This window comes from Streptomyces chengmaiensis, assembly GCF_029846775.1.
Classification (GTDB): Bacteria; Actinomycetota; Actinomycetes; order Streptomycetales; family Streptomycetaceae; genus Streptomyces; species Streptomyces chengmaiensis.
This window is the reverse complement of the sequence record NZ_JARWBG010000069.1, coordinates 14,476-28,533: the sequence shown is the minus strand read 5'-3', so window position 1 is coordinate 28,533 and position 14,058 is coordinate 14,476. Positions and strand designations below refer to the sequence as shown.

Here is a 14,058-nt window from a genome sequence, read left to right as displayed (position 1 = left end):
GGCGGCCACGGGCGCGGCGGCCACGGGCCGGCCGCTTCCGGCGCCGCCGCACCGGTGCTGACGGCGGAAGGCCTCGCACGGAAAGGAGAGTTCGCGCCACTCGACCTTCAACTGCGGCCCGGGGAGATCGTCGGTCTCGCCGGACTCGTCGGCTCCGGCCGCTCCGAGATCCTGGAGACGCTCTACGGCGCACGCCGGCCCAGCGCGGGGCGCGTCCTGGTGAACGGCGTCCCCCTGCGCCCCGGCAGCGTACGCGCCGCAGTCCGCGCGGGCATCGGCCTCGCCCCCGAGGAGCGCAAGTCACAGGCCCTGCTCATGCTCCAGTCCGTCACCGCCAATGTCTCGGCGTCGTCCCTGACCCGCTTCTCCCGCGGCGGATGGATCGACCGCACGGCGGAACGGAACGCGGCCCGCGCCGCGACGCGGGACCTGTCGCTGCGCCCCGACGACCCCGACACCCCCGTGCGCACCCTGTCCGGCGGCAACCAGCAGAAGGCCGTCCTCGCCCGCTGGCTGCTGCGCGGCTGCCGGGTGCTGCTCCTCGACGAGCCCACCCGCGGCGTCGACGTCGGCGCCCGCGCCGAGCTCTACGCCGTCATCCGGCGGCTGGCGGACGACGGACTCGCCGTGCTGCTCGTGTCCAGCGAGATCCCCGAAGTGCTGGGCCTCGCCGACCGGGTGCTGGTGCTCCGCGAAGGCCGTGTCGTGCACACCGCGCCCGCCCCGGAACTCGACGAACACCGCGTCCTCGACCTCGTGCTGGAAGGAAGTGCAACGCCATGACGCAGCCCGCCCCCACGGCACGGCGGGACGCCCAGCCGTCCGCCGGTCCGCAGAACAGGGAGCGCGGCGGCCGGCGGCCGGCGGGCCTGCGGGCCGACGCCCGCAATCTCTCCCTCCTCGGCGTGCTCGCCGCGCTCGTCGTGGTCGGCGGCCTCACCAGGCCCGATCAGTTCCTCGCGGCGTCCAACCTTCAGCTCGTCCTCACCCAGGCGTCGGTCATCGGCGTCGTCACCGTCGGCATGACCTTTGTGATCACCGGCGGCGGGATCGATCTGTCGGTCGGGGCGATCGTCGCACTCGCCTCCGTGTGGGCCACCACCGTCGCCACCCAGGAGTACGGCTTCGCGGGCATCCTCTTCACGGCCGCCGCGGTCGGGCTGGGCTGCGGGCTGGTGAACGGCCTCCTCATCGCGTACGGGGGGATGGCGCCGTTCATCGCGACGCTCGCCATGCTCGCCTCCGCCCGCGGCCTGGCGCTGCAGATCACCGACGGCAGAACGCAGATCGTGACCGTCGACGCGGTGCTGGACCTCGGCGTCCCGGACGCCTATGTGCTGGGCGTGCCGCCCCTGGTGCTGGTCTTCGCGGCCGTCACCGCCATCGGCTGGCTGCTGCTGAACCGCACCGTCTTCGGCCGGCGCACCGTGGCCGTCGGCGGCAACGCGGAGGCCGCCCGGCTGGCCGGCATCGACGTACGCCGTCAGCGGCTGTACCTCTATCTGCTCTCCGGGCTGTGCTGCGGCATCGCCGCCTTCCTGCTGATCGTGCTGTCCGGGTCGGGGCAGAACACCAACGGCAATCTGTACGAACTCGACGCCATCGCCGCCGCGATCATCGGCGGCACGCTGCTCAGCGGCGGCCGCGGCACGATCGCGGGCTCGGTGCTGGGCGTGCTGGTCTTCACCACGATCACCAACATCTTCGCCCTGAACAATCTGCAGAGCGACGTCCAGCAGATCGCCAAGGGGGCGATCATCGTCGCCGCCGTTCTGGTCCAGCGCCGCACCCTGCGCGACAGCGCGACCTGACCGCCGCCCACAGCCCGCCGGTACGCCGGATGTATCCGACACACCCGATGCAAAGGGGTTCTCACGCCATGCCAGAATCCAGTCGCAGAGGACTGCTCTTCGGCGCCGCCGCCGTGTCGACGGGCGCCCTCCTCGCCGCCTGCACCAGCAATGAACCCAAGAACGCCCGGTCGGACGCCGACACCGCGCCCGCCGCGGACGACAAGCCGGGCGCCCCCGTCACCATCGGCTTCGCCGGGCCGCAGGCCGATCACGGCTGGCTCAACGCCATCAACGAGAACGCCACATCACGCGCCGCACGCTACTCCGACGTCACACTGGAGATCACCGAGGGCTCCAATGACACCGCCGCGCAGATCGGCCAGGTCCAGACACTGATCAACAAGAAGGTCGACGTCCTGGTCGTCCTCCCCGCGGACGGCAAGGCGCTGACCCAGGCAGGCCTGCAGGCCATGAAGGCGGGCATCCCCGTCATCAACCTGGACCGGATCTTCGCCTCCCCGCAGGCGTACCGCTGCTGGATCGGCGGCGACAACTACGGTATGGGCCTCAACGCCGGCCGCTACATCGGCGAACGGCTCAAGGACAAGCCGGACGCGAAGGTCGTCGAGCTGGCCGGCATGGACAATCTGGAGCTGACGCAGCAGCGCACCCGGGGATTCGACGACGCCCTGAAGAACTACCCCAACATCACCAAAGTGGCGCGGCAGGCAGCGGAGTTCACCGTCGAGTCCGGCCAGGCCAAGATGGCCCAGCTGCTCCAGGCGCAGTCCGCCTTCGACGCGCTGTGGAACCACGACGACGACCAGGGCGTGGGCGCGCTGCGCGCCATCGCCCAGGCCGGACGGGACGAGTTCCTGATGGTCGGCGGCGCGGGCGCGAAGTCGGCGATGGACGCCATCAAGGCCGACGACGGCGTGCTCAAGGCGACCGTGCTCTACCCGCCGACCATGGCCGCCTCCGCCATCGACCTCGCCCGCGCACTCGGCCAGAACAAGGGCGTGGGCGGCATGGCGGAACTGGAGATCCCCGCCTCGGTCACGCTCTACTCGGCCGTCGTCACCAAGGACAACGTCGACGCGTACCTGCCCACCGGGTTCAGCTGACACGCCCGGCCGCCCCCCATCGAGCACATACGAGGAGGAGGAACCGCATGGAGCAGCCCTGTACCGGACACCGGGCCGGCCGGGACGGCCGGCTTGACGCATCCGCCGCCGACGGGGTGGAGGCGCCGCCGACGCTCGGCATCGGCATGGTCGGATACGCCTTCATGGGCGCGGCCCACTCCCAGGGCTGGCGCACCGCGGGCCGCGTCTTCGACCTGCCGCTGCGGCCGCGCCTCGCCGCCGTCGCCGGGCGGGACGGGGCGGCCGTGCGGGCCGCCGCCGCCCAGCACGGCTGGGCGGCGGCGGAGACCGACTGGCGCGCCCTGGTGGCCCGGGACGACGTACAGCTCGTCGACATCTGCACGCCGGGGGACAGCCATGCGGAGATCGCGGTGGCCGCGCTGGACGCGGGCAAGCACGTGCTGTGCGAGAAGCCGCTCGCGAACTCGGTCGCGGAGGCGGAGGCCATGGCCTCCGCGGCCGAGCGGGCACGCGCCCGCGGGCAGACGGCGATGGTCGGCTTCAACTACCGTCGGGTGCCGGCGATCGCATACGCCCGCCGTCTGATCGCCGAGGGACGGCTCGGGACGCTGCGCCATCTGCGGCTGGCCTACCTTCAGGACTGGCTCGTCGACCCCGACTTCCCGCTCACCTGGCGGCTGCGCCGCGAGCACGCCGGATCCGGCGCCCTCGGCGACCTCGGCGCGCACATCGTGGACCTCGCACAGCATCTGGCCGGAGAGCCGGTAACCGGCGTGTCGGCGCTGGCGGAGACCTTCGTACGGGAGCGTCCGCTGCCGGCCGGCGACCCCGGGAGGCGGGGGCGGGTCACCGTGGACGACGCCGCGCTGTTCACCGGACGGCTCGCCTCCGGGGCGCTCGCCTCCTTCGAGGCCACCCGGATGGCGGCCGGGCGCAAGAACGCCCTCCGGCTGGAGATCAACGGGGAGCGCGGATCGCTCGCCTTCGACATGGAGCGCCTCAACGAGCTCTCCTTCCACGACCACACCGAGCCGCCCGCCTCCTCCGGCTTCCGACGCATCCTCGTCACCGAGCCGGACCACCCCTATCTGGACGCCTGGTGGCCGCCCGGGCACGGGCTGGGCTATGAGCACACCTTCGTCCACCAGGCCCGCGATCTGCTGCTCGCCGTCGCCGGGGGCGCGCCCGCGGCGCCGTCCTTCGCCGACGGGCTGCAGGTGCAGCGGGTGCTGGCCGCGGTGGAGGAGAGCGCCGAGAAGAACGCCGTCTACACCCCCGTACCCGTCCCGGCATAGGAGACAGCAATGCCACGACCGTTCACGCTGTTCACCGGCCAGTGGGCCGATCTGCCGCTGGAGGAGGTCTGCCGGCTCGCCCGCGACTTCGGCTACGACGGCCTTGAACTCGCCTGCTGGGGCGACCATTTCGAGGTCGACAAGGCACTCGCCGACCCGGGCTATCTCGCCGGGCGGCACGCGCTGCTGGAGAAGTACGGGCTGAAGTGCTGGGCGATCTCCAACCATCTGGTCGGACAGGCCGTCTGCGACGACCCGATCGACGCACGGCACCAGGCCATCGTCCCGGCCCGGGTGTGGGGCGACGGCGAGCCCGAAGGCGTACGGCGGCGGGCGGCGCGCGAACTCGCCGATTCCGCACGCGCCGCGGCCGCCTTCGGGGTGCGTACCGTCGTCGGCTTCACCGGGTCCTCCATCTGGCATCTCGTGGCGATGTTCCCGCCGGTGCCGGAGCGGATGGTCGAGCGCGGCTACGAGGACTTCGCCGAGCGGTGGAACCCGGTTCTGGACGTCTTCGACGCGGAGGGGGTGCGCTTCGCCCACGAGGTGCACCCCGGCGAGATCGCGTACGACTACTGGACCACCCGGCGGGCCCTCGACGCGGTGGACCGAAGGCCCGCCTTCGGGCTCAACTTCGACCCCAGCCACTTCGTCTGGCAGGACCTCGACCCGGTCGGCTTCCTCTACGACTTCCGGGAGCGGATCTACCACGTCGACTGCAAGGAGGCCCGCAAGCGCCTCGACGGCCGCAACGGCAGACTCGGCTCTCATCTCCCCTGGGGCGATCCACGGCGCGGCTGGGACTTCGTCTCGGCCGGGCACGGCGACGTGCCCTGGGAGGACGTCTTCCGGATGCTGCGCTCCATCGGCTACGACGGGCCGGTCTCGGTGGAGTGGGAGGACGCGGGGATGGACCGTATGACGGGCGCGCCGCGGGCCCTCGCCGCGCTGAAGCGGTTCGACTTCGAGCCGCCGGGGGCGGGGTTCGACGCGGCGTTCTCGGGCGGCGAGTAGGGGGGGGCTCTGCGGGGCGTCTTCCTCCCCAGGCGGGGCTTGATCTTCAAGCCCGTCCGGCGATCGAGGACACGGCCGAAGGCCGTGCCGGGGGTCCGGGGCCTGTCCCCGGTCAACGGGAAGGCCGCCCCGCCCTCTTTGTCCTCGCCCGGGATGAAGTTCAACTTCACCCGCGCACAAGGGCTTTCCGCTCCGGACGAAGCCCGCTACCGTCCCATGATGCGTACACGACACAAGCGGTCCAACCGGCGTGACGGCGCACTCCGGTTCCACGGCAACCCGACCGTTCGACCGGCCACTTCCGGAGGACATTCGTGCACAACAGACACCACAGCCCACGGCGACGCCGGGCTCAGCAGGTGGTCGCACTCCTCACCGGCAGTCTGCTCGCAGCCGCCTCCCTCTCGCTCCCGCCCGCACTGGCCGCTCCCGCCCCCGCTCCCCTGCCCGCCCCCGCCCCTGAAGCCGGGTCCTTCCAGCAGGTCACCCTCGCCAAGGGGGAGGCCGAGATGGGCGAACCCATGTCGCTCGCCGTCCTGCCGGACCGCAGCGTGCTGCACACCTCGCGCGACGGCGAGCTCCGGATGACGGACAGCGCCGGCAACACCCGAGTGATCGGCGCCGTCCCCGTCTACTCCCATGACGAGGAAGGCCTCCAGGGCATCGCAGCCGACCCGGACTTCAGCGACAACCGCTTCGTCTACCTGTACTACGCGCCCCCGCTGGACACCCCCGAGGGCGACGCCCCCGGCCATGGGGCCCCGGAAGACTTCGCTGTGTACGAGGGCGTCAACCGGCTCTCCCGCTTCGTCCTGAAAGCCGACGGCACCCTCGACAACGCCAGCGAGAAGAAGATCCTCGACGTCCCCGCCACCCGCGGCATCTGCTGTCACGTCGGCGGCGACATCGACTTCGACGCCCAGGGCAATCTGTATCTGTCGACCGGCGACGACACCAACCCCTTCGCCTCCGACGGCTACACGCCGATCGACGACCGGCCGGGACGCAACCCCGCCTATGACGCCCGCCGCACCTCGGGCAACACCGACGACCTCCGCGGCAAGATCCTGCGGATCACCGTGGGGGACGACGGCTCGTACACCGTCCCCGACGGCAATCTCTTCCCGCCGGGCACCGACAAGGCGCGGCCGGAGATCTATGCCATGGGCTTCCGCAACCCCTTCCGCTTCAGCGTCGACCAGCAGACCGGCGTGCTGTACGTCGGCGACTACGGGCCCGACGCCGGGTCCGCCGACCCCGCCCGCGGACCGGCGGGACAGGTCGAGTTCAACCGTGTCACCGGCCCCGGCAACTACGGCTGGCCCTTCTGCGCCGGGGACAACGACGCCTACACCGACTACGACTTCGCCACCCGGACATCCGGCGCGGCCTTCGACTGCGCGGCCCCGCGGAACGACTCCGCACACAACACGGGCCTGACCGAGCTGCCGCCCGCGCAGCCCGCCTGGATTCCGTACGACGGAGGCTCCGTGCCGGAGTTCGGCACCGGCTCCGAATCCCCCATGGGCGGACCCGTCTACCGCTACGACCCCTCGTCCGCCTCCCCCGTGAAGTTCCCGGAGGCGTACGACGGCGACTTCTTCGCCGGGGAGTTCGGCCGCCGCTGGATCAAGCGCATCGAGCACGCCGCCGACGGAGCGGTGCGGTCCATCGACGACGTGCCCTGGACCGGCACCCAGGTGATGGACATGGCCTTTGGTCCCGACGGCGCGCTCTACGTCCTCGACTACGGCACCTCATGGTTCGGGGGCGACGAGAACTCCGGCCTCTACCGCATCGAGAACGCCGCCGGCGGCCGCTCCCCGGTCGCCGAGGCGAACGCCGACAAGGTCTCGGGACAGGCCCCGCTGCGGGTCCGCTTCTCCTCGGCCGGCACCTCCGACGCCGACGGGGACCCGCTCTCCCACCGCTGGGACTTCGGCGACGGAACCACCTCGACCGAGCCTCACCCCACGCACCGGTACACCGCGAACGGCACCTACACCGCCACCCTCACCGCCGAGGACCCCGACGGCCGCACCGGCTCCGCGAGCGTACGCGTCGTCGTCGGCAACACCGCGCCCACCGTGCGGCTCGAACTGCCCGCAGAAGGACAGCTGTTCGAGTTCGGCGACGAGATCCCCTTCGAGGTCGAGGTCACCGACCCCGAGGACGGCGCCGTCGACTGCGCCGAGGTCACGGTGAACTACGTCCTCGGCCATGACAGCCACGGCCACCCCATCACCTCGGCCCACGGCTGCAGCGGTGTGATCAAGACGTCCTCGGACGGCGGCCATGACCCCGACGCCGACGTCTTCGGCGTGCTCGCCGCCGAGTACACGGACCGGGGAGGCGGCGGGCAGGCCGCTCTCACCGGCCGCGACCAGGCCAAACTCCAGCCCCGGCAGCGGCAGGCCGAACACTTCGACGACTCCTCGGGCATCCGGACCTACGACAAGGACGCCGCACACGGTGGCAAGACCGTGGGCGACATCCACAACGGCGACTGGATCTCCTTCACGCCGTATCTGCTCGACAAGGCGACCACGCTGACCGCCCGGATCTCCTCGGGCGGCGCGGGCGGCATCCTCGAGGTGCGCACCGGATCGGCCGACGGACGGATCCTGGGCTCCACGCCCGTGCCGGTCACCGGCGGCTGGGAGACCTTCCAGGACGTCGACGTATCCCTGCGGCGGGTGCCGAAGCGGACAACGGACCTGTTCCTGGTGTTCAGGGGCGGCCAAGGAGCCCTCTTCGACGTGGACGACTTCACCCTCTCCGACACCCCGCGCGACCGCGCCGCCAAGCGGGTCCTGGTGTTCTCCAAGACCGCCGGCTTCCGACACGGCTCCATCCCCGCAGGCATCGCCGCCCTGAAGGAACTGGGCGGCGACGGCAGTATGACCGTCGACGCCACCGAGGAGTCCCGCCAGTTCACAGCGGGCAACCTGGCCCGCTACGACGCCGTGGTCTTCCTGTCCACCACCGGCGACGTCCTCGACGCCGAGCAGCAGTCGGCGTTCGAGCGGTACATCGCCGCGGGCGGCGGCTACATGGGCATCCACGCCGCCGCCGACACCGAGTACGACTGGGACTTCTACGGCGGACTCGTCGGCGCGTACTTCTCCTCACACCCGCATATCCAGCGGGCCGCTCTGCGGCTGGAGGACCGCACCCATCCGGCCACCTCCCACCTGGACGCAGCCTGGCAGCGCACCGACGAGTGGTACAACTACCGCACCAATCCCCGCGGGGGCGTGCGCATCCTCGCCACGCTCGACGAAACCACCTATCAGGGCGGCACGATGAAGGGGGACCACCCCATCGCCTGGTGCCAGAGCTATCAGGGCGGCCGCTCCTTCTACACAGGAGGCGGCCACACCGAGGAGGCCTACGCCGAGCCGGCCTTCCGGCAGCATCTGCTGGGCGGGCTGCAATACGCGACCGGTCAGGTCGAGGCCGACTGCCGGCCGCGGCAGGGCTACCGGCCGCTGTTCAACGGCGAGACCCTGGACGGCTGGAAGCAGGCCGGCCCCGGGGGCTTCGACGTCGTCGACGGCGAGCTGCGCTCACGCGGCGGCATGGGCCTGCTCTGGTACCAGGCCAGAGAGTTCTCCGCGTACTCGCTGACCCTCGACTGGAAGCTGGCGGGCGACGACAACTCGGGGATCTTCGTGGGCTTCCCCGCCTCCGACGACCCCTGGTCCGCGGTGCACAACGGCTACGAGGTGCAGATCGACGCCACCGACGCACCGGAGCGCACCACGGGCGCGGTCTACGGCTTCAAGTCGGCGGACATCGCCGCCCGCGACCGGGCGCTGCGGCCGCCCGGCCAGTGGAACACCTATGAGATCCAGGTCCGCGGCGAACGTCTGCAGGTCTTCCTCAACGGGGTGAAGATCAACGACTTCGTCAACGCCGACCCCGCGCGCAGCCTGAAGGACGGCCACCTCGGCATCCAGAACCACGGGGACGGCGACCAGGTCTCCTTCCGCAACATCAAGCTCAAGGAGCTGCCCTCGTAGCGGCTCCCGGCAGCCGGCGGCGGGCGGGGAGGCGCCGTACCCCCGCCCGCCGCCCCACCGGCCGGACCATGACACCAGCCGGCCCGGCCGGGCGAGCAAGGCCGGGCACGCCAGGGCTCGGCAGGAACGGCCGGGCGCGTCACGGCTGGGCGAGCCACGGCGCGGCGCGTACGGCCGGGCCGGCACGGCAGGCAGGGTGAAGAGGCAAGGAGGCAGCACGTGCAGCAAGCAACGAGCGCACCGTCCGCCACCGGAGTCTGGTTCGTCGGAGCACGCGGTTCGGTCGCCACCACCGCCGTGGCCGGCTGCGCGGCCGTCGCCGCCGGGCTCCACCCGCCCACGGGCATGGTGACAGAGACCGGGCCGTTCGCCGACGCGGGTCTGCCGGCCCTGCCGTCACTCGTCTTCGGCGGCCATGACACGGCGGACTGCCCGCTGCCCAAGCGGGCGGAAGCCCTGACCGACGCGGGCGTCCTGCCGCACGGCCTGACCCGAGCCGTACGGGCCGAACTGGACGCCGCCGAGGCGGAGATCCGGGCGGGCGGACCGCTGCCCGGCGACCGCCGCGACGACGAGGAGCTCATCGCGTCCTTCGCCGCCGATCTCACCGACTTCCGTGCACGCCGCGGCCTCGCCCGAGTCGTCGTCGTGCATGCCGCCTCCACGGAGCCGACGCCCGCGGCGGACGCGGTGCGGCTGCCGCCCAGCTCCCTCTACGCGGCCGCCGCGATCCGCGCCGGCTGCCCCTACGTCAACTTCACCCCCTCCACCGGACTCGGCACCCCCGCCCTGACCGAAGCCGCGGCGTCCCGCAAGCTTCCCCACGCGGGACGCGACGCCAAGACCGGCCAGACCCTGCTCCGCTCCGTGCTCGCGCCCATGTTCCTGCAGCGCGCCCTGCCCGTACGCGCCTGGTCCGGAACGAACCTCCTCGGCGGCGGGGACGGGGCGGCGCTCGCCGACCCGGCCGCGGCCGCCGCGAAGAACGCAGGCAAGGAACGCGTCCTCGCCGACACTCTCGGCCGCATCCCCCAAGGACAGGTCCACATCGACGACGTCCCCGCCCTCGGCGAGTGGAAGACGGCCTGGGACCACATCGCGTTCGACGGCTTCCTCGGCTCCCGCATGGTGCTCCAGACCATCTGGCAGGGCTGCGACTCGGCCCTCGCCGCACCCCTGGTGCTGGACCTGGCCCGCCTCCTCGCGCGCGCCCACGAGAGAGGCCTCACCGGCCCGCTGCCGGAGCTCGGCTTCTACTTCAAGGACCCCGACGGCGGCCCGGCCGGTCTCCCGGCACAGCACACCCGGCTGCTGTCCTTCGCCGAACGGCTGAAGGCCGCCGCTCCGCAGGGCCGGCTTTCGAGGGCCGCTCGATGAGGCGGCCGGGACAGGCGGACGACGGCCCGCCCCGGCCCGTCCCGCCCGCCGGGCCCCGGCCCGGCGGGCGCAACGACGCAGCGCCGCGGCGAAGCACGGGAGCCCGCCTGCCTGCCCGAGCGAGGCTGCGGGCATGGGCGGAACTCCTGCGCCTCCCCGCCGTGTTCACCGTCCCAGGTGACGCCCTCGCCGGTGCGGCAGCCGCCGGACTGCGCCCCGGCCGAGGCACGGTCCACGCCATCGGGACCTCCCTGTGCCTCTATGAGGCGGGCATGGCCCTCAACGACTGGGCCGACCGCGACGAGGACGCCCTCGACCGCCCCCACCGCCCCCTCCCCTCCGGCCGCATCCCGCCTGCCGCGGCCCTGACCGCCGCGGTCGCCCTCACCGCTGCCGGCCTGCTGTGCGCCGCCCGCGCGGGCCGTCGCCCACTCACCGTCGCCGCCGCCCTCACCGCCACGGTCTGGTCCTACGACCTCCACCTCAAACACACCCCCGCGGCCCCCGCCGCGATGGCCGCGGCCCGCGCCCTCGACCTCCTCCTGGGCGCCACCGCCACGGCCTCCGCCCAGCCGGGCGGGTCGCTCGGTGCGCAGACAGATCAGCCGACGGACCACACCCCGGACGCGCCCGGCGTACGGGCCGCGCCCGGCGCACAGGCCGCCCTGGGCGCGGCGCTCACCCTCGCCGCCCATACCTACGCCGTCACCGCCGTGTCCCGGCACGAGGCGCACGGCGGGTCCACAGCCGTGCCGCTCGCCGCGCTGGCGGCAGCCGCCGGGACGGCCGCGCACCTCGCACGGGACCCGCTGCCCGGTGTCCTGCCCGGCGTACCGACCAGCGCCCTGGCAGGCCTCTATCTGCGCACCGCGGGCACACCCCTGCTGCACGCCGCGCTCAACCCCTCCCCCCAGCTCACCCGGCGGGCCGTCGCCGGAGGCATCCGGGCCATGATCCCGCTCCAGGCCGCGCTGACCGCCCGGGCGGGCGCCCGGCTCTCGGGGGCCGCCCTCATGGGGCTGGCCCCCCTTGCCCGCAGACTCGCACGGAAAGTGAGCCCCACATGACCCCGCTGCGGCTCGGCTACGGCACCAACGGTCTCGCCGACCTGCGGCTCGACGACGCCCTCGCCCTGCTCGCCGACCTCGGTTACGACGGCGTCGGACTGACCCTCGACCATATGCATCTCGACCCGCTCGCCCCCGGCCTCGCCGCCCGCACCGCCCGGCTGGCCCGGCGGCTGGAGGCCCTGGGCCTCACCGTCGCCGTCGAGACGGGCGCGCGGTATGTGCTCGACCCCCGCCGCAAACACGGCCCCTCCCTTCTCGACCCCGACCCCGGGGGCCGGGCAGTCCGTCGTGAACTCCTCACCACCGCCGTGCGCGTCGCCGCCGACCTCGGCGCGCACGCCGTGCACTGCTTCAGCGGCAGCAACCCCGGCAACACCGATCCGGACACCGCCTGGAAGCGGCTCGAGGAATCCCTCGCCCCCGTCCTGGACGCCGCCGCTGCCGCCGGGGTCCCGCTCGCCGTCGAACCCGAACCCGGCCATCTCATCGCCACCCTCGACGACTTCCGCCGTCTGCGCCGTGCCCTCGGCGGCCCCGCCCCGCTGGGGCTGACCCTCGACATCGGCCACTGCCAGTGCCTGGAGCCGGAGCCGCCCGCGGACTGCGTCCGCGCCGCCGCCCCCTGGCTGAGACACGTGCAGATCGAGGACATGCGCCGCGGGGTGCATGAACACCTGCCGTTCGGCGACGGTGAGATCGACTTCCCGCCCGTCCTCGAGGCCCTGGCCGCGGCCGGATACCGCGGCCTCACCGTTGTCGAACTTCCCCGCCACTCCCATGCCGGACCCGAACTCGCCCGCCGTTCCCTCGAGTTCCTCCGCACCGCCGATGCAGCCCGTGCCGCCCGCACGAACGGAGCCCGGTCATGACCCCTCTGACGCGTACAGAGCTCGACGGCATGCTGGAAGGGGCCGCCAGAGCCTGGCTGGACGATGCGCTCGCCGAAGCCGCCTCCCATGCGGCCGCCCGCACCACCGCCGGCGCCCCGCCTTCTCCGCCGTCCCGCATCCCGCCGTGGGAGGTGCGGTTCGCAGCGGCCGGCCGCTGCTGCTCGCCGGAGCACGCCGACGCCGTACGCACCCTGCTCCTCCACGAGGCCCGTGCGGACCTGGAGACCCTGACCCGTCTCTACCGGCAGGGCGCCGCCGCCGAACGCCGCGCCGTACTCCTCTCCCTTCCCCGGCTCGTCGACTCATCCGCCGCCCTCCCGCTCGTGGACGACGCCCTGCGCACCAACGACACCCGCCTCCTCACCGCCGCCCTCGGCCCCTACGCCGCCGCCCACCTGGACCCCCACTCCTGGCGGCAGGCGGTTCTCAAGTGCCTCTTCACCGGGGTCCCGCTCGACCATGTCCACCAGCTCGCCGTACGCGCCCGCGGCGATGCCGAGCTGGCCCGCATGCTCACCGACTACGCGGCGGAACGCACCGCGGCCGGCCGCCCCGTGCCCCCCGACGTGCACCGTGCACTCGCCCTCGCCGAGGAGGACTGATGCGCATCTTCGACCCGCATATCCATATGACCTCGCGCACCACCGACGACTACGAGGCGATGTACGCGGCCGGAGTGCGCGCCCTCGTCGAACCGTCCTTCTGGCTGGGCCAGCCGCGCACCTCGCCCGCCAGCTTCTTCGACTACTTCGACGCACTCCTCGGCTGGGAGCCCTTCCGCGCCGCCCAGCACGGCATCGCCCACCACTGCGCCCTCGCCCTCAACCCCAAGGAGGCCAACGACCCCCGCTGCACCCCCGTCCTGGACGCACTGCCCCGCTATCTGGTCAAGGACTCCGCCGTCGCCGTCGGCGAGATCGGCTATGACTCCATGACGCCCGCCGAGGACACCGCGCTGGCCGCCCAGTTGCAGCTCGCCGCCGACCACGGGCTGCCCGCGCTCGTCCACACCCCGCACCGCGACAAGCTCGCCGGACTGCACCGCACCCTCGACGTCCTGCGTGAGTCCGCGCTGCCCCCGGACCGCGTCCTCCTCGACCACCTCAACGAGACCACGGTCAAGCCCGCCGCCGACAGCGGCTGCTGGCTCGGCTTCTCCGTCTACCCCGACACCAAGATGGACGAGGACCGCGTGGTGGCCGTCCTCAAGACCCACGGACTCGCGCGGACCCTGGTCAACTCGGCCGCGGACTGGGGAAGAAGCGACCCTCTCAAGACCCGGCGGGTCGGCGACGCCATGCTCGCCGCCGGCTTCGCCGACGCCGACGTCGACCAGGTCCTGTGGCGCAACCCCGTCGAGTTCTACGGCCTCAGCGGCCGACTCCGGCTTGCCGTCCCCCCGCCACAGGCGCCAGGCGACCCGCGTGGAGTGGGGGGACCCCCGCTCCACGAAGGCAACTCCATCCTCCGCGGCGGCGAATGAGGAGC

The 14,058-nt window shown here is 72.8% G+C and carries 11 protein-coding genes; all 11 read left to right on the top strand.

Translation table 11 applies throughout. The features are described from left to right. The coding region (locus QCN29_RS33045) for an ATP-binding cassette domain-containing protein (protein WP_279932781.1) at positions 1–783 on the top strand (783 nt) is incomplete at its 5' end. Continuing rightward, positions 780–1,811, top strand: a complete 1,032-nt coding sequence (locus QCN29_RS33040; RefSeq protein WP_279932779.1) for an ABC transporter permease — start codon at positions 780–782, stop codon at positions 1,809–1,811. The genes QCN29_RS33045 and QCN29_RS33040, both read left to right, overlap by 4 nt. Positions 1,812–1,879: 68 nt before the next feature. Beyond that, positions 1,880–2,917 (top strand): substrate-binding domain-containing protein, encoded by a 1,038-nt coding sequence (locus QCN29_RS33035; RefSeq protein ID WP_279932778.1) that lies wholly within the window; start codon positions 1,880–1,882, stop codon positions 2,915–2,917. Between the two features lie 146 nt (positions 2,918–3,063). Next, complete coding sequence (locus tag QCN29_RS33030) at positions 3,064–4,194, top strand: Gfo/Idh/MocA family protein (RefSeq protein WP_279932784.1); 1,131 nt, start codon at positions 3,064–3,066, stop codon at positions 4,192–4,194. A gap of 9 nt (positions 4,195–4,203) precedes the next feature. Beyond that, on the top strand, positions 4,204–5,208 hold the full coding sequence (locus QCN29_RS33025) for a sugar phosphate isomerase/epimerase family protein (RefSeq protein ID WP_279932777.1): 1,005 nt from the start codon (positions 4,204–4,206) through the stop codon (positions 5,206–5,208). A 314-nt stretch (positions 5,209–5,522) separates the two neighbouring features. Then, positions 5,523–9,233 carry a ThuA domain-containing protein gene (locus QCN29_RS33020; protein ID WP_279932776.1) on the top strand — a complete coding sequence of 1,237 codons (3,711 nt, stop codon included), beginning with the start codon at positions 5,523–5,525 and terminating at the stop codon, positions 9,231–9,233. Between the two features lie 219 nt (positions 9,234–9,452). Next, complete coding sequence (locus tag QCN29_RS33015; protein ID WP_279932775.1) at positions 9,453–10,610, top strand: inositol-3-phosphate synthase; 1,158 nt, start codon at positions 9,453–9,455, stop codon at positions 10,608–10,610. Next, entirely contained in the window at positions 10,607–11,677 is a 1,071-nt protein-coding gene (locus QCN29_RS33010) for an SCO3242 family prenyltransferase (RefSeq protein ID WP_279932774.1), read from the top strand. The genes QCN29_RS33015 and QCN29_RS33010 overlap by 4 nt, the downstream gene beginning before the upstream one ends. After that, on the top strand, positions 11,674–12,549 hold the full coding sequence (locus QCN29_RS33005) for a sugar phosphate isomerase/epimerase family protein (protein ID WP_279932773.1): 876 nt from the start codon (positions 11,674–11,676) through the stop codon (positions 12,547–12,549). The genes QCN29_RS33010 and QCN29_RS33005 overlap by 4 nt, the downstream gene beginning before the upstream one ends. Then, complete coding sequence (locus QCN29_RS33000) at positions 12,546–13,172, top strand: EboA domain-containing protein (RefSeq protein ID WP_279932772.1); 627 nt, start codon at positions 12,546–12,548, stop codon at positions 13,170–13,172. Before QCN29_RS33005 ends, QCN29_RS33000 begins: the two co-directional genes overlap by 4 nt. Next, entirely contained in the window at positions 13,172–14,053 is an 882-nt protein-coding gene (locus QCN29_RS32995; RefSeq protein WP_279932771.1) for a TatD family hydrolase, read from the top strand. Before QCN29_RS33000 ends, QCN29_RS32995 begins: the two co-directional genes overlap by 1 nt. The last annotated feature ends 5 nt before the right edge of the window (positions 14,054–14,058 follow it).